Raw genomic sequence first — 16708 nt, forward strand, 5'->3', positions numbered from 1 at the left:
CGTTGTCTTCGACCGACGTAGCGATCATCGGGCTGGCGTGCCGGTTCCCGGCCGCCGCCGGACCGGGCGCGTTCTGGCGCCTGATCCGCGACGGACGTGAGGCCACCCGGTTCACCGGGGAGGCGGCCGAATTCGACGCCGACTTCTTCAATCTGTCGCCGCGCGAGGCGAGCGCGATGGATCCGCGGCAACGCCTGGCCCTGGAGCTGACCTGGGAGTTGTTCGAGGACGCCTTGCTGATACCGGAAACACTGCGGGGAGAACCGGTTTCGGTCTTCCTCGGGGCGATGACGGACGACTACGCCGCGCTGACGCTGCGCGATCTCGCCGACAACCTGGACCACCACAGCTTCACCGGGATCAGCCGGGCGATGATCGCCAACCGCATCTCGTACGCCTTCGGGCTGCGCGGGCCCAGCATGACCGTCGATTCCGGCCAGTCGTCTTCTCTGGTGGCGGTGCACCTCGGCTGCGAGAGCGTGGCCACCGGCCGGTCCGCGCTGGCCATCGCGGGCGGGGTGCACCTCAACCTGGCCGACGAAATCGGGATGCTGGAACGCGAATTCGGGGCGGTCTCGGTGTCCGGGCACACGTATGCGTTCGATCGGCGTGCCGACGGCTACGTGCGCGGCGAAGGCGGCGGGCTGGTGCTGTTGAAGGCCTTGCCGTCGGCACTGGACGACGGCGACCGCATCCACGCAGTCATTCGCGGTGGCGCCGTCGGCAACGCGGGGAACGGTGCGACCGCCCAGACCGTGCCGTCGGCGAGCGGCGAGGCGGACGTGATCCGGCGTGCGCTCGCCGCTGCCGGCCTGCGGGGCGGCGACATCGACTACATCGAGGCGCACGGTACCGGGACCAAGGTCGGCGATGCGATCGAAGCCCAGGCCCTGGGGCAGGTTTTCGCCGAGCGCGCCCACGATCCGGTGCGGGTGGGATCGGTGAAGACCAACATCGGCCACGCCGGCGGCGCCGCGGGCATCGCGGGCCTGCTCAAGGCCGTACTGGCGATCGAGCATGGTGCGATCCCGCCCAGCCTCAACTACGCCGACCCCGCGACCGAGCTCAATCACCTTGGGCTGCAGGTCAACACCGCGCTGACGCCGTGGCCACCGGTAGCTCGCGCACGCCGGGCCGGGGTGTCCTCGTTCGGCATGGGCGGCACCAACGCGCACCTCGTCGTCGAGCAGTTCGAGCGGCCATCGGCCCAGCCGCACGCACAACCCGCGGACCCGGACGAGATCCTGCCGTGGGTGCTGTCGGGCCGCTCCGAACAGGCGCTGGCCAACCAGGCGCGGCGGTTGTCGGCCTATCTGACCGACCGGGCCGATGTGAGCCCCCTCGACATCGCCTGGTCGTTGGTCGGTACCCGCACGGTCTTCGAGCACCGCGCGGTGGTGGTGGGCGGCGATCGTGCCGCGCTGGCAACGGGTTTGGCGGCCCTCGCGGCGGGGGAGTCCGGGCCGGGCGTGGCGGTGGGCCGGGCCGGCTCGTCGGAGTCGTTGGGCAAGACGGTCTTCGTCTTCCCCGGTCAGGGGTCGCAGTGGTTGGGGATGGGCCGGCAACTGTATGAGCGGTTCGGCGTGTTCGCCCGTGCCCTGGACGAGGCCGCCGCTGCGGTCGACGCTCACCTGCGTGCGCCGCTGCGCGAGGTGATGTGGGGTGCCGACCCGGACTTGTTGCGTAACACCGAGTTCGCCCAGCCGGCGTTGTTCGCGATCGGCGTCGCGTTGACGGCGTTGTGGCAGTCCTTCGGGGTGACACCGGATGTGGTGATGGGGCACTCGGTCGGTGAGATCACCGCGGCGTGCGTGGCCGGGGTGCTGTCGCTCGCGGATGCGTCGCTCATGGTGGCGGCGCGGGGCCGGTTGATGTCCGGGCTGCCGGCCGGTGGGGTGATGGTGGCGGTCGGCGCCGCCGAGGCCGAGGTGACCGGGTTGCTGGACGGCGGGGTGAGCATCGCGGCGGTCAACGGGCCCGACGCGGTGGTGCTGTCGGGCGCACAGGCGCCGGTGGACGCGCTGGCGGACCGGCTGGCCCGGGCAGGCCGGCGCGTGCGCCGGCTGGCGGTGTCGCACGCTTTTCATTCGCCGCTGATGCAGCCCATGGTGGCGGAGTTTTCCGCGGCGGTGGCCGGCATCGAGGTGGGGGAGCCGCGAATCGCGTTGGTGTCCAACGTGACCGGGCAACTCGCCGAGGATGGCTACGGGTCCCCGCGGTACTGGGCGGACCACGTCGGTCATCCGGTCCGATTCTTCGAGGGCGTGCGCGCCGCCGAGGCCGCCGGCGCCGGGATCTTCCTGGAACTGGGTCCGGGTGCGGCCTTGACCGCGGCGGTCGACCAATCGCTGAGCGCCGAGCGGGCGGTCTCGGTGCCCTGCCTGGCCAAGGATCGGCCCGAGGCGGAGTCGTTGCTCGGCGCGGCCGGCCAGTTGTTCACCCGTGGCCTCGACCCGAACTGGGCGGCCGCCTTCGCCGGGCTGAACGCGCGATGCGTCGAGTTGCCGACGTATGGCTTTGTGCGGCAGCGGTTTTGGCTTGGCGCCGAGGGTGCCGGTGCGACGGGGGCCCGCCCGCGACGGCTTCTCGCACGCCCGACCTGGCGCACCGGTTGCTCGGACTGCCGCCCGACGACCAGCGCCGGGCGCTGGTCGAGCTGGTCTGCGAGCACGCGGCGGCGGTGTCGGGGCACCCGGGCGGCCACGCCATCGACCCCGGCCGCGCGTTCGGCGACCTCGGCTTCGACTCGATGATCGGGGTGGAGCTGCGCAACCGTCTGACCAGCCATACCGGCCTGGCCCTGTCGCGAACGCTGATCTTCGATTACCCCACGCCGGCCGCGCTGGCCGAACATCTTCGCCGGCAACTGCTCCACGACGAGCCGGCCGAATCAGACGAGGAAAAGATTTGGTCGGAACTGCGCAAGATTCCGGTGCGCGAGCTCCGGAGAACGGGATTGCTCGAGAAGCTGTTGTTGCTCGCCGGCGCCCCGGAATCACCCGCCCCCGACGCAAATTCCGGTGCCGACGACATCGACGCGTTGAGCCCCGATGCGTTGATCGCGATGGCGCTCAGCTCGGCGGATGAGGAAGACACCGAACGATGAATTCCCCGCTGGCGGATATGATTACGCGGACACGGAACGCAATTAATAAGACATGTGTCGAATACATCGATCCTTTGCACCGCCAAACGGAACCGCATAAACTTCCCGCATTAAGGGGAGCGTTCACGCTGGTTGGCAAGCAAGAAGGTAGAACATGAGCGTCATCGCGGGTGTTTTCGGCGCGTTGCCGCCTCATCGGTATAGCCAAAGCGAAATCACCGACCAGCTCGTCGAGTTGCCGGCGCTGAAGGAGCACGAAGAGGTTGTCCGGCGGCTGCACGCCGCCGCCAAGGTCAACAGCCGCCACTTCGTGTTGCCCCTGGAGCGTTACCAGGAGCTCACCGACTTCAGCGCGACCAACGAGATCTTCATCGACAAGGCCCTGGAACTGAGCTGCGAGGCGTTGCTGGGCGCGCTCGACGAGGCGGGCCTGCAGCCCCACGACATCGACATGATCGCCACCACGACGGTCACCGGCATCGCGGTCCCGTCCCTGGACGCCCGGCTCGTCGGCCTCCTCGGCCTGCGCCCCGACGTGCGCCGCATTCCGATGTTCGGCCTGGGCTGCGCGGCCGGTGCCGGGGCGTCGGCCGGCTGCACGATTACCTGCGCGGCGCGCCGGACGGCGTTGCCGCCCTGGTGTCGGTCGAGCTGTGTTCGCTCACCTTCCCGACGGTCAGGCCGACCGTGTCGGGGCTGGTCGGCACGGCGATGTTCGGCGACGGCGCCGCGGCCGTGGTCGCTGTCGGCGACCGTCGCGCCGAGCAGCTGAATTCCGCCGGGCCCGACATCGTGGATTCGCGCAGCCGGCAGTACCCCGAATCGCTGCACATCATGGGGTGGAACGTCGGTTCGGACGGCATGCAGCTGGCCATGTCGCCGGAACTGCCGAAGGTCGTCGACCGCTACCTGGCCGACGACGTGAACAGCTTCCTGGCCGCACACGGGCTGACCAAGGTCGACATCGGCGCCTGGATCACGCACCCCGGCGGCCCCAAGGTCATCGACGCGATCGCCGGCAGCCTCGAACTGCCGCCGGAGGCACAGGAATTGACCTGGCGCTCGCTCGAGGAAGTCGCCAACCTGTCGTCGGCGTCGGTGCTACACATCCTGCGCGACACCATCGCCAAACCGCCGCCCAGCGGCAGCCCCGGGTTGATGCTCGCGGTGGGTCCCGGCTTCGGCTCCGAGCTGGTGCTGCTGCGCTGGCACTGAGCCGCTGACAGCGCCGCGAAACACCCTGCCACTCAACACATCCGCGTCGACGCGCCGCGCCAGACTCATTCGAGGAGTTCGGACAGCTCCAGCCAGCGACTCTCCGTCGCGGCGACCTCGTCTTCGAGCGCGCGCAACTCCTGGGTGAGCCGGGTGACGCCGACATGGTCGGACTGGTCGTGCGCGGCGAGTTCGTTGTGCTTGTCCGCGATCCGCTCCGCCAGCCGCGCCAGCTGGCGATCGACGGAGGCCACTTCCTTCTCCGCGGCGCGGCGTTGCGCGCCGGACATCGCTTGGGGGGCGGCCCCGGACGGCCGCGACGATCCGGCGGTCGCCGCGCCGGTGCGCTGCTCGGCCAGCCGCAGATACTCGTCGACACCGCCGGGCAGATGCCGTAGCCGGCCGTCGAGCACCGCGTACTGCTGATCGGTGACCCGCTCCAGCAGGTAACGGTCGTGCGAGACGACGATCAGCGTGCCCGCCCACGAGTCCAGCAGGTCCTCCATCGCGGCCAGGGTGTCGGTGTCGACGTCGTTGGTCGGCTCGTCCAGCAGCAACACGTTGGGCTCACTCAACAGCGTGAGCATCAGCTGCAGCCGCCGCCGCTCACCGCCGGAGAGGTCCTCGACGCGGGCGGACAGCTGCCCGCGCCCGAAACCGAGCCGTTCCAGCAGCTGCGCCGGGGTGACCTCGCGGCCGTCCATCTGATAGCCGCCCTGCAGCCTGCCCAGCACATCGGCGATCCGGTCACCGCCGACCGCGGCCAGGGAATCGCCCTGCTGGTCGAGCACCGCCAGCCGCACGGTCTTGCCGCGCTTGACCCTTCCCGCGTCCGGTGTGACTGTCCCGTCGATCAGCCCGAGCAGCGTCGACTTGCCGGCGCCGTTGGCCCCGACGATGCCGGTGCGCTCGCCGGGCGCGATCCGCCACTCGACGTCACGCAGCACCGTGCGCCCGTCAAACGAGACCGACACGTCGAGCAGGTCGACCACGTCCTTGCCCAGCCGCGCGGTGGCCAGCTTGGCCAGCTCGACGGTGTTGCGCAGCGGGGGCACGTCGGCGATCAGCTGGTTGGCCGCCTCGATCCGGAACTTGGGTTTGGACGTCCGTGCCGGCGCCCCGCGGCGCAGCCACGCCAGCTCCTTGCGCATCAGGTTCTGCCGCTTGGCCTCGGCGACGGCGGCCATCCGGTCCCGTTCGACCCGTTGCAGGACGTAGGCCGCGTACCCGCCGTCGAACGGTTCGACGATCCCGTCGTGCACCTCCCAGGTCGTGGTGGCGACCTCGTCGAGAAACCAGCGATCGTGGGTCACCAGCAGCAGCCCGCCGGTGTTGCGTGCCCAGCGCCCCCGCAGATGCTCGGCCAGCCAGGTGATGCCCTCGATGTCCAGATGGTTGGTGGGCTCGTCCAGGGCGATGACGTCCCACTCGCCGATCAGCAACCGGGCCAGTTGCACCCGGCGGCGCTGGCCGCCGGACAGCGTGGCAACCGTTGCCTCCCAAGCGATGTCGGAGACCAGCCCGGCGACCACGTCACGGACCCGCGCGTCGCCGGCCCACTGGTGCTCGGCCGCCTCGCCGACGAGGGTGTAGCCCACGCTGTGCTGCGGGTCCAGCGTGTCGGCTTGGCTCAGCGCGCCCACCCGCAGCCCGGTGCGCCGGGTGACCCGGCCGGCGTCGGGCCGCTGCTGGCCGGTCAGCAGCCGCAGCAGGCTGGACTTGCCGTCACCGTTACGGCCGACGATCCCGATGCGCGCGCCGTCGTTGACCCCCAGCGTGATCGATGCGAAGACCACCTGAGTCGGATATTCGAGGTGTACCGCCTCAGCTCCAAGTAGGTGCGCCACCGGGCCGACCCTAGCGTGGCGCCGCTAGCCCAGGGTCAGCAGCGCCTGGTCCACCTGGCTCTGGGTCTCCGGCGACGCCTTGCTGGCCACGGCGTCCAGGAAGCGGCTGGCGACGTCGCGCAGCTTGAGGTTCGTCTCCTGGGAACGCCACACCAGGATGTCGAAGGCCCGCTCGGCCGAGATGCCGTAGGAAGTCATCAGCACGCCCTTGGCCTGCTCGATGCGCGCCCGGGCCTCGGCCACCGCCGAGAGCACGTTGGTGATATCGGAGTGCAGTGAGTCGGTGACGTCGACGTAGAACCCCGACGTGCCGGCCAACGCACCGCTGTCGTCGAGCATCCGGTCGCCGGCGACGACGACGCAGTGGGTGCGTCCGGCGGCGTCGATGATGCGGTGCCGGCTGCTGAACGGCTTGCCCTTTGTCACCCGGTCCAGCACGGCGGCCACCTGCTCCCGGTCCTCGGGATGTTTGTGTCGCAGCAGCAGTTCCGTGGTGGGCTGCACCTGCCCGGGCTTGTAGCCGTGCATGCGTGCCACCGCATCCGACCACTCCCAGCGGTGGCCGTCGAGGTAGAACCAGTACCGGCCGACGCGCTGGGGCTCGCCGAGGCCCAACACCCGGTCGATCGCGTTCACGTCGTCTTCCTCGACGGCGTCGGGCACCGGCGCGTCGGGGCGCTTAACGGTTTCGTCGTTGGAGTTCACTGGCATCGTGTGTTTCCCCAATCCGCTTTGTGAAAACATTGGCGTATCGATTCCCGTTTTTGCGCGCGTTCATGCCTCGCCTGATGCGGGTGTACAGGGCCTGACGGTCACGCCGTCCGATAGCGCTCGGCATCTTGGTGTTTGAACTCCAGGCCGAACCCCGGCCGGTGCTGGTCGGGTCGCAATGCGCCGCCCTCGGGCGGCAGCGCGCCGTCGAAGAGCAGGTGTTCGATGCGGTGGTGGTCGTGGAAGTACTCCAGATGCCGCAGGTTGGGGATGCTGGTGGCCACGTGGGCGTGCAGGTTGGGAGCGCAGTGCCCCGAGACGTCCACGTTGTAGGAGGCGGCGACGGCCGCGGCGCGCACCCAGTCGGTGATGCCCCCGCAGCGAGTGACGTCGATCTGCAGGCAGTCGACGGCGTCGGCGGCGAGCATGCGGTTGAAGTACGCCAGGTCGTAGCCGTACTCACCGGCGGTGACGTCCGGTGTCACCTGGTCGCGCACCTCGCGCAACCCGTCGAGGTCGTCGGAGGACACGGGCTCTTCGAACCACGTGACACCGTGGTCGGCCATCGCGTGGGCCACCCGGATCGCCTGCTTGCGGTCGTAGCCGCCGTTGGCGTCGACGTACAATTCGACGTCTGGTCCGATCACCCTGCGCGCCAAGGCAATCCGATCCAGATCGCGGGTCACGTCGGAGCCCCATGACTCACCGATCTTGATCTTCACCCGGGGGATCTTCCACTCGTCGACCCAGCGTTCGAGTTGGGTGCGGGTGGTGCGCTCGTCGTAGGTGGTGAAGCCGCCGCTGCCGTAGATCGGCACCTCCGCGTGCGCCATGCCGAGCAGCCGGCAGACCGGCAGATCCAGCAGCTTTCCCTTGAGGTCCCACAGCGCGGTGTCGACCGCGGAGATCGCGCACGACGCCAGCCCGGGCCGCCCGTTGTTGCGCATCGCCGTCACCATCGACCCCCACCGCGCCGGGATGTCGATGGCGCTGTGGCCGGTGAGCGCGCCGGCCAGCTTGCCGGAGATCAGCTTGGCGCACGCCCCGTCGGCGTAGGTGTAGCCGATTCCGCGGCGGCCACCCGCAGCGACCTCGGCCAGCACCAGCGTGGTGGACGTCCAGGACAGGGTGCCGTCGGCTTCCGGTGCGTCGGTGGGGATTTCGTAGACCTGCGCGGTGACCTCCTCGATCCGCGCGTAGGGAGTCATCGCGCCCACCGGCGGCCCGCCCGGGCCGCGAACCAGGCGCCCACACCGGCGGCGCTGAGCGCGCCGGAGCCGCTGACGATCGGATGTTGGGACGCCCACAATTGCGGGCTGTGGGCGTGCGACTGGTCGTCGAACTGGCCGCGCGGGCCGTGGTCGGTGCCCGGCTCGGAGTCCAGCGGCTGCCAGAGGTTGTGGGGCCGGTCGCGGCTGACGTGTTCTTTGGTCTGCTGCGAGTCGTATCCGGTGCGGCCGAGGTAGCGGTCCAGCAGCGGCGCGACGAACTTCTGCCCCAGCAGGGTCACCATGGTGGAATCGCCGACCCAGAACTGTTTGCGCCCTGGGTGATCGGCGGCGTACAGCACGCCGCGGGCGGCGACCTCGGGCTGGTAGATCGGCGGCACCGGCTGGGGATGGCGGGGCAGCCGGGACAGCACCCAGGAGAATTGCGGGGTGTTCACCGCGGGCATCTGCACGACGGTGATCCGCACCTTCGAGCCCTCGTGAAACAGCTCGCAGCGCACCGATTCGGTGAATCCGTTGATGGCGTGCTTGGCGCCGCAATAGGCCGACTGCAGCGGGATCGATCGCTGGCTGAGCGCCGAGCCCACCTGCACGATGGTGCCCCGGTTGCGGGGGCGCATCTTGGCCAGCGCCGCCATGGTGCCGTGCACGTACCCGAGGTAGGACACCTCGGTCACGCGCTTGAACTCCTCGGCGCTGATCTCGGTGAACGGCGCGAACACCGACGTGAACGCGACGTTGACCCAGACGTCGATGGGACCGAAGGCGGCTTCGGCCTCGTCGGCCGCGGCGACGACGGCCGAGTGGTCGGCCACGTCGGTCGGGATGGCCAGCGCCTTGCCGCCGCCGGCCTCGACGTCGCGAGCGGCCCCGTCGAGCCCCGCGGCGCCGCGGGCGAGCAGGACGACATTGGCGCCACGTTGCCCGAATTGTTGGGCGGTGGCGCGGCCGATGCCCGCGCTGGCTCCGGTGATCACCACTGTCTGTGTCATCGTGGAAATGCCTTTCGCTCGCTCCGGTAGTCACTCATGGTGGGCGTCATCGTCGGTGAGGGTCGCCGTGCATTCGAGCATCAGCGCGTGCGCGAACGCCTGGGGCAGGTTGCCGCGGAGCTGGCGCTGCCGCACGTCGTATTCCTCGCAGAACAGACCGGGTGGGCCGCACGCGGCTCTGTTGCGCTCGAACCAGCGCATCGCGCAATGGCCATGGCCCTGTTGATCTTCGGCCAGCGCCATCATGAACCCGCAGAGCAGGAAGGCGCCCTCGGCGTCGCCGAGGTCGCGCTCATCGTGCCGGAATCGGTAGACGAACCCGTCGTCGGTGAGTTCCCGGCGAACCGCGTCCAGGGTGGCCCGGGTGCGGGGGTCGTCGGCGGGCACGGCGCCGCGCACGGGTGGCAGCAACAGTGACGCGTCGACGCCCGTCAACCGCGGGCTGCGCTGCCAATAACCGTGTGGGTGCAGGCTGTTCGACGCGGTGTCGGCCAGGATCGCGTCCGCCAGCGAGGCGCAGGCCGCCACCTCGGGACCGGCGCCGGCCAGTTTCGCGACGGCGCGCAACCCGGCCACGCAGGCCAGCCGGGACTGCGTCCAGTGCTCGTCGTGGATCTCCCAGACCCCGGCATCCGGTTCGCGCCAGCGCTTTTCGATGGCCGCGACGGCCGCCTGCACGGCGCGCCACCCGTCGGCGTCGAGCCGGTCGGCGGCGCCCGCCTTGGCCAGCAGCTGCAGCGCCTCGCCGAAGACGTCGAGCTGGAATTGCTGGTTGACCCAGTTGCCGACCTTGTCGGCGCCGCCGGGATAGCCGGGCAGGTCGAGCGTTCGTTCGCTGGGCACCGCGCCGCCGGTGACGGTGTAGGCGGGTTTGAGGTTCGGGCCGTCGTCGAGCAGCCGGGCGCCGACGAATTCGACCGCCGCGTCCAGCAATTCGGTCGTGCCGACGGCGGCGGCGGCCATGCCGGCGTAAACCTGGTCGCGGATCCAGGCGTACCGATAGTCGTAGTTCTGATTGGTGTGGGCCCTCTCGGGCAGGCTCATCGTGGCCGCGGCCACCATGCCGCCCCCGCTGCTGGTCAGCCCGCGCAGCACCGCGTAGGAGTGCCGGCCGTCGCGGGGTGCGATGGTGCAATCCAGGCTGGGCATGCTGCGCTGCCAGGCGGCCGCGGTGGCGTCCCAGGCCAGATCGGGGTCGGGGGGCTGGTCGGGCAACGCGTGTTCGGACAGCTCCAACACCAGGTCGTGTTCCTGGCCCTCCTCGAGCGTGATCTCGCAGGTGAGCAGCTCGCTTTTGTCGTGCGCGGCTTTGAGGGTGTGCGCGTCGCAGCCGGCCAGCCAGCGCCAGCGCAACCGGCCCGACCGGCCGCTCCACACCCCGCCATCACGGCTCGGCTGGCCGAGGCCGTGCCGGCCGAATGCCGCGCCGGGGGCCATCAGCACCCGCACCCGCGCCGTCCCTCGGCACACCGTGAGTCGCCGCAGCAGCACCACCCGGTCGCGGTCACCCGGAAAGGCCAGCGCCTCACGGCATTCCACGATGCCGTCGCGGGTGATCCAGCGGTTGCGCCAGATCAGGGTGCCCGGCTCGTAATAGCCGCCCCACACGTGCCGGACGTCGATCGGGGTGATCGCGTAAACACCGCCGCCGCCAATGAGATTGGAGAAGACGGCATCGGAGTCCCAGTGCGGCGCGCACATCCACGCCACGTCGCCCTGGGGCCCGAGCAGCGCGCCGCGTTCGCCGTCGGCGAGCAGCGCGTACTCACGCAGCACCCGGGGCGCAAAGGTGGTCTCGATGTCGATCGTTCGGTCAGCCACGGACTCCCGCCTCCGACCTCCGTCCCGCGCGGGTATCGATCTTCCCTCCTGCCAACCGCTCGGCGAGCCGGGAGGCCAGCGCCATGATGGTCAGCGCGGGGTTCGCCGAGCCCTGGGTGGGGCACACCGAGCCGTCGGCGAGGAACAGGTTCGGCACGCCCCACACCCGGTGATCGGAGTCGACGACCGAGTTCTCCGGGCCGGTGCCCATGCGGGCGCCGCCGATCAGGTGGGCGAAGCGCTCGATGGTGAGCACGTCCTGGGCGTCGGCGGCGTGCAGGATGTCACCGATCACCTTGGTGGAGTAGGCCATGTTGGCTTTGTCGTTGTCGCACAGTGTGTAGTCGAACCGGGCCACCGGAATGCCGTACGGATCCTTCTCGTCGGCCAGCGTCACGCGGTTGTCCGGCAGTGGCAACAGCTCGTTGAGCACGCCGACGGTTGCCCAGTGGTTGTAGTCGCGCATGTACTCGCGCAGGGCACGGCCCCAATGGCCGTCCGCCAGCACGTGTTCGGCCCAGCCGATGGGCATCGGCGACACGGTCTGGATGGCGAAGCCGCGGGCGAACCCGCGCGAGAGGTCGGTCTCGTAGAACTGTTCGGACGTCACCTCCGGGGGCGGCGCCTTGTACATCCGGACCTCCTCGGACCACCGGCCCGCGGACTGGGTGGCGCCCTGCACCATCACGTAGCGCCCTACCTGATCGTCGTTGTTGCCCAGCCCGTTCGGAAACCGGTCGCTGGTCGAGTTCAACAGCAGTCGCGGTGTCTCGATCGAATATCCAGCAATCGCAACCACTTTGGCTCGCTGCAGCCGTTCCTTGCCGCCGATCTCGTCGTAATAGACCACGCCCCGGGCGGCGCCGCTCTGGTCGAGCTCCACGCGGGAGGCCATGCAGTTGGCGCGGATCTCCACGGCGTGGGCCAGCGCGTCGGGCAGGTGCGTGACGTACGGGCTGGCCTTGGCGTTGACCTTGCAGCCCTGCAGGCAGTAGCCACGGTAGATGCAGTGCGGGCGGTTGCCGAAGGTGCCGTTGACGATGCCGACGGGCCCCACCCGCATCTCGATCCCGAGCTTGAGCGCTCCCCGCCAGATCTTGGCGGCCGCACCCGAAATAGGGTGCGGTGCAAAGGGGTAGCGGTGCGGATCGCCCCAGGGCCAGTTCTGTCCGGCCACCGGCAGCTCGAGTTCGACCTGCTCGTAGTGACGGCGGATGTCCTGGTAGCGGATGGGCCAGTCCGCCCCGACCCCGTCGCGCGTGTAGGTCTCGAAGTCGCTGGGGTGGAAGCGCGGCGTGTACCCGGCGTAGTGCACCATGGACCCGCCCACGCCACGTCCGGAGTTGTTCTTGCCCAGCTCGATTGGGTCGTCGCCGCCGATGATGCGTTTCTGCGTCCAGTAGAGCGCGTGCGACCCGGCCTCGTCGGACACCCAGTCCTCGTCGGGGTGCCAGAACGGGCCGGCCTCGAGGATCACCACCCGCCAGCCCTCCCGCGCCAGCCGCTGCGCCAGCACCGAGCCGCCGGCCCCGGCGCCCACCACAACCAGATCGACCTCGTCGTCGTCGGCGTAGCGGCGCATGGTCTTCTCGCCGGGCAGGTCGCGGCTGTGCACGTCGAGCAGGAATCGTGAATCGTTGTCCTTGGGTTCGACCGCGCCCTTGAACAGCCCTCGTAAGAAGTCGCCCATCACAACTCCCCGTTGTTCACGATTTGCACCGGATCCTCGTCGGTGGCCCCGCGGGTCTCGTACGGTTCGCGCGCGGAGGCCGGCCCGGTGGCGCCACCGAGGCGCATGAAGCCGCGCGGGTAGGCGGGGCCGCCGAACCCGATCTCGTTCCACGCCCAGGGGTGGGAGTAGAAGCCCGACAACGTCATTCGCATGCATACCGACCACGCCCGCTTGACGTTCAGGCTCTCCCACGCCCCGCCCTGCAGATCCGCCTGCGAGAACTTGTCGACGATCGCCTCGCGGGTGGTGATATCGGCGCCGGCGAACGACGCTGCGCCGTAATGAGTCCGCGCCGTCTCGTCGAGCCCGCGCAGCACCAGCCGCCAGGTGTCGCGGTCGTCGGGCATGTCGGCGTACTGGTAGCCGTCGAGGCGCCCGTCGGCGAGTTTGGAGTCGACCGACTCGGCCGCCGGCACCCGCGGGTCGACGTCCTGCGCCAGCACCGTGTCGCAGAAGGCGCGCAGGCACGGCTCCTCTTCGGGTGTGAAAAACCGCAAGGGCCCAGGCGGTTCGAGCCGGGCCAGCACGACCTTGCGGGTGGCCTCGTCCCAGGTGTCGGCGGTTTCCAGCACGTCGTAATCGGGGTAGCGCCCGATCATCTGCGGCGTGACGCCGCGGCGCTGCTTGGGCAGCCAGGACGGGTGCGGCGGCTTGCCGTCGGGGCGCAGGTTGGGCAGGTGGTCGGGGCGTGAGGTGTTGGCCATCTCAGATATCCCAGCGCCCTAACCGCGGAACCGTTCGCGGCGCAGTATCGACGCCAGCAACCCCATCCCGCCGACCATGCACATCAGTCCCGGCGCCGCGATCGGCGGCCCCATCGGCACGTTGTACGACGCGTTCTTCCAGCCGCCCGGCTTGCGCGCGACCCCACGGGCGTGCAGGTATTCGCCCATCAGTCCATTGGCGGTATAGATGCCCGCGGTGAGCGGGAGCCAGGTTTTGGCCCAGCGCTTTGAGAACACCCCGCCGATTCCGGCGACGACCACCGGCGGGGTCACCACGATCGGGCTCCACATCCATTTGTTGCCGAAGCTGGCTTTGTAGTGCTCGAAATAGATTTCGGCCGTCGTGACCAGAGCCGCCACGGCGGTCAGCCCGGACAGCGAGCGCTCGAATCGGCCGTGCGCGACGTCGTACAGCGCCCGCCCGGCCAGATGTTGGACCTCGCCGAGTCCGTCGCCGCCGGCGGTGCGGCCTTTCAACCGTCCGCCGTTGCCCAGCAACAACATGTGCATCCCTTTCTCGCTCGCGTTCGTGCCGGGCCGGCGGTCACCGGTCCGGTGTGACGTGGTTGAGGAACTGATTGGTTGCCGGGGGCGCGCCGAAGGCGTCGCCGAGCGAATTCGCCGTCGTCGTGCCCATGTGCCACCTCGCCTTCGCGTTGGAAGGAACACGGTCCGGCCGGCTTCGGCCCCGACACTGACAGCGCAGTAACGGTCGCCAAAGCCCGCCCAGAAAACTGGAAGCGCCCAGCTGTGTCTTTCAACCGAGAAGGCCCCGACGACGCGTCGCGACCGAAGCGCAACGGCTGTGTACCCGGCGTCCTGCTGCGCAAACGGAGCCCCGGCCGGTTCTCAGCGTGCTTTCAGGAGGGTGGCCGGAACGATGTCAGGGCAGCCGGCGCATCACGATGCGCTGGACGGCATTTCACGCAATCGCTTGAGCACGATTCGTCCCACCTGCATCGACATCGTCTGCGAGAGGCGCTCGAGGTACCACAGCGTCTTCCACCATGCCGGCACGATGATGATCGCCTTGTTGCGCAGCACGGCCCGAAGCACGCGGGCGGCGAACTTGTCCGGTGCCATCGGCCGCGTCGGCTCCCAGGATTTGAGGATGTCCTCTTCGCTGGCACCGGTGTTGGTCATCCGGCCGTAGACGCCGCCGGTGAGGATCGGGGTCCGGATCGCGCCGGGGCACAGCACCGACACCTTCACGTTGTGGCGCTTGGCCTCCAGCCGCAGCGCCTTCGACAGCGCGACGACGGCGTGCTTGGAGGCGGTATAGCTGGCGGTGCCCGGGCCGGCCAGCAGGCCCGCCATCGACGCCGTGTTCACGATGTGGCCCGAGCGCTGCCGGATCATGATGGGATACACCGCCTGGATGCCGTGCACCACCCCGTGCAGGTTCACGGCCAGGACGTCGTTCCAGTCGTCGAGGCTGTAGGAGTCGACCTCGCCGCCGACCCCGATGCCGGCGTTGTTGAACAGGTAGTCGATGCGCCCGGATGTCCGCACCGCCTCGGCGACCGCGGCCTCGAACGCGGGGTAGTCGCGCACGTCGAGTTCGATCGCGTGGGCCTTCGTGCCGCCGCTGCCGAGGCGTTGTGCGAGCTCCTGCGCGGCGGCCAGCTGGCGATCGGCGAGCCAGACCTCCGCGCCGCCCTCGGCCAACTTGGTGGCCAGCGCGGCACCGATGCCCGAAGCGCCGCCGGTGATGAATGCGATCTTGCCGGACAAGCTCGGCGTCATGAGGGAAGGATAGGCGTCGTCTGCGCAGCTAGGGGCGCTTTGTCTGACCCCTGTGGCATGATCGAACGCATGTTCGAGTGGTGGTACGCCTCGCGGGAGACGTCGGAGTCGGCGGCGCTGCTGGATCGGGCGCGCGAGGCCCGACGGGCGGAGGCGCGGGCGGCCGCTGAGCGGTTGGTGGCCGCCGGTGAGCTGTTGGTGTTGCGGTGCCGGGAGTCGGGGGAGCGCGCGGACTGGTCGGCCGACGCGTGGGAGGCGGTGGCCGCGCAGTTGGGTGCGGCGTTGGGGTGCAGCGTGGCGATGGGGCACAGCTATCTGCGTTACGCGATGGCGATGCGCGATCGGCTGCCACAGGTGGGGGAGGCCTTTCGGGCCGGCTACATCGACTATCGGGCGTTTCAGACGATCGTGTTTCGCACCGACTTGATCACCGATGCCGAGGTGCTGGCCCGCGTCGATGCGCGAGTGGCGGTGTTGTTGTCGCGGCGCCCCTCGCTGACCCGCGGTGGGCTGGCCGCCGCGGTGGACCGGGTGGTCGCGTTGGTCGATGGCGATGCGGTGCGCCGGGCCAAGGACGCACTCGGTGATCGCTATGTGGATGTGCTGGCCCACGGGTCGGGGATGGCGTATGTGACGGGCAGCGTCTTAGGCGCCGACGGCCGGGCGTTGGACCGGCGCCTGGAGGCGCTGGCCGCCACGGTGTGTGACGCCGATCCGCGCACCGTCACGCAGCGGCGCGCGGATGCGTTGGGGGCGTTGGCCGCTGGTGGTTCGCGGCTGGTGTGTGGCTGTGGGCGTGCCGACTGCGCCGCGGGCGCGCCGAGCGCGGGCAAGCCCGGGAGCAACGTGGTGATCCACGTGATCGCCGAGCGGGCCAGCGTCGAGGGCCGCGGTTCTGCCCCGGCGGTGTCGGCGGGGGTGGAGGGGCTCATCCCGGCCGAGGTGGTCGCCGAGCTGGCGAAGTCAGCGCGGCTGGTACCGGTGGCGGCACCGACCGGCGCGCAAACCGGTTACACCCCCTCGGCCAAACTGGCCGACTTTGTGCGCTGCCGGGATCTGACGTGCCGGGCTCCGGGCTGTGATCGTCCGGCCACCGACTGCGACCTCGACCATACGATCCCGTACGCCGACGGGGGGCCGACGCACGCGTCGAACCTCAAGGCGCTGTGCCGCGTGCACCATTTGATGAAAACGTTCTGGGGCTGGCGCGACCGCCAGCTGCCCGACGGCACGGTGATCTGGACGCTGCCCGACCAGCACACCTACGTCACCACCCCGGGCAGTGCACTGCTGTTCCCGCAGCTGTGCACTCCCACCGGCGATGTCATCATCCCGCCCCCGCCACGACCCGACCGTTGCACCGACCGGACCGCGATGATGCCCCGACGCACCCGCACCCGCGCCCAACACCGCGCCACGCGCGTCGCCACCGAACGCAAGCACAACCGCGAGGCCCGGCAACCGAAACCTCGAGAGCGCGAGGCCGCCCACTTCGGTCCCGCACCACCTGCCGACGATGACGAGCCGCCACCGTTCTGAACGGGTGCGGCGGCTGACACCTGATCGGAGGAACCAGCGCCCTTC

10 protein-coding genes and 2 pseudogenes are annotated in these 16708 nt (G+C 69.9%); 3 read left to right on the forward strand and 9 right to left on the reverse strand.

All coding sequences use genetic code 11. From position 1 onward, the window contains the following. Positions 1 to 2: 2 nt before the first annotated feature. A pseudogene (locus tag B9D87_RS04340) lies at positions 3 to 3106 on the forward strand (type I polyketide synthase). Positions 3107 to 3260: 154 nt separating this feature from the next. Continuing rightward, positions 3261 to 4321 (forward strand): annotated as a pseudogene (locus B9D87_RS04345) (type III polyketide synthase). 65 nt (positions 4322 to 4386) lie between these two features. On the opposite strand, the gene B9D87_RS04350 reads toward B9D87_RS04345, so the two are convergent. The 9 genes from B9D87_RS04350 to B9D87_RS04390 all read right to left on the reverse strand — a co-directional run bounded on the left by B9D87_RS04350 (position 4387) and on the right by B9D87_RS04390 (position 15124). After that, on the reverse strand, positions 4387 to 6168 hold the full coding sequence (locus B9D87_RS04350) for an ABC-F family ATP-binding cassette domain-containing protein (RefSeq protein WP_007776013.1): 1782 nt from the start codon (positions 6166 to 6168) through the stop codon (positions 4387 to 4389). A 24-nt stretch (positions 6169 to 6192) separates the two neighbouring features. Continuing rightward, positions 6193 to 6879: a PAS and ANTAR domain-containing protein gene (locus B9D87_RS04355; RefSeq protein WP_040631846.1), complete on the reverse strand. Its 687-nt coding sequence runs from the start codon at positions 6877 to 6879 to the stop codon at positions 6193 to 6195. Positions 6880 to 6980: 101 nt separating this feature from the next. Then, a complete protein-coding gene (locus tag B9D87_RS04360; protein WP_007776002.1) occupies positions 6981 to 8096 on the reverse strand; it encodes an enolase C-terminal domain-like protein in 1116 nt (371 codons plus the stop codon). Beyond that, positions 8084 to 9100 (reverse strand): SDR family oxidoreductase, encoded by a 1017-nt coding sequence (locus B9D87_RS04365; RefSeq protein ID WP_040631794.1) that lies wholly within the window; start codon positions 9098 to 9100, stop codon positions 8084 to 8086. Before B9D87_RS04365 ends, B9D87_RS04360 begins: the two co-directional genes overlap by 13 nt. Before the next feature lie 30 nt (positions 9101 to 9130). Beyond that, positions 9131 to 10921: a glycoside hydrolase family 15 protein gene (locus B9D87_RS04370; protein ID WP_007775998.1), complete on the reverse strand. Its 1791-nt coding sequence runs from the start codon at positions 10919 to 10921 to the stop codon at positions 9131 to 9133. After that, positions 10914 to 12611 carry a GMC family oxidoreductase gene (locus B9D87_RS04375; protein ID WP_007775996.1) on the reverse strand — a complete coding sequence of 566 codons (1698 nt, stop codon included), beginning with the start codon at positions 12609 to 12611 and terminating at the stop codon, positions 10914 to 10916. Before B9D87_RS04375 ends, B9D87_RS04370 begins: the two co-directional genes overlap by 8 nt. Then, a complete protein-coding gene (locus B9D87_RS04380) occupies positions 12611 to 13357 on the reverse strand; it encodes a gluconate 2-dehydrogenase subunit 3 family protein (RefSeq protein WP_007775995.1) in 747 nt (248 codons plus the stop codon). Before B9D87_RS04380 ends, B9D87_RS04375 begins: the two co-directional genes overlap by 1 nt. 18 nt (positions 13358 to 13375) lie before the next feature. Next, positions 13376 to 13882, reverse strand: coding sequence for a hypothetical protein (locus B9D87_RS04385; protein WP_040631841.1), 507 nt, complete (start codon positions 13880 to 13882; stop codon positions 13376 to 13378). Between the two features lie 396 nt (positions 13883 to 14278). After that, positions 14279 to 15124, reverse strand: a complete 846-nt coding sequence (locus B9D87_RS04390) for an SDR family NAD(P)-dependent oxidoreductase (protein ID WP_007775991.1) — start codon at positions 15122 to 15124, stop codon at positions 14279 to 14281. A gap of 69 nt (positions 15125 to 15193) precedes the next feature. Between B9D87_RS04390 and B9D87_RS04395 the strand changes: the two genes are divergently transcribed. After that, positions 15194 to 16663 carry an HNH endonuclease signature motif containing protein gene (locus tag B9D87_RS04395; protein ID WP_040631839.1) on the forward strand — a complete coding sequence of 490 codons (1470 nt, stop codon included), beginning with the start codon at positions 15194 to 15196 and terminating at the stop codon, positions 16661 to 16663. Positions 16664 to 16708 lie beyond the last annotated feature (45 nt).

Origin of the sequence: Mycobacterium colombiense CECT 3035 (assembly GCF_002105755.1) — a bacterium.
Lineage (GTDB): Bacteria > Actinomycetota > Actinomycetes > Mycobacteriales > Mycobacteriaceae > Mycobacterium > Mycobacterium colombiense.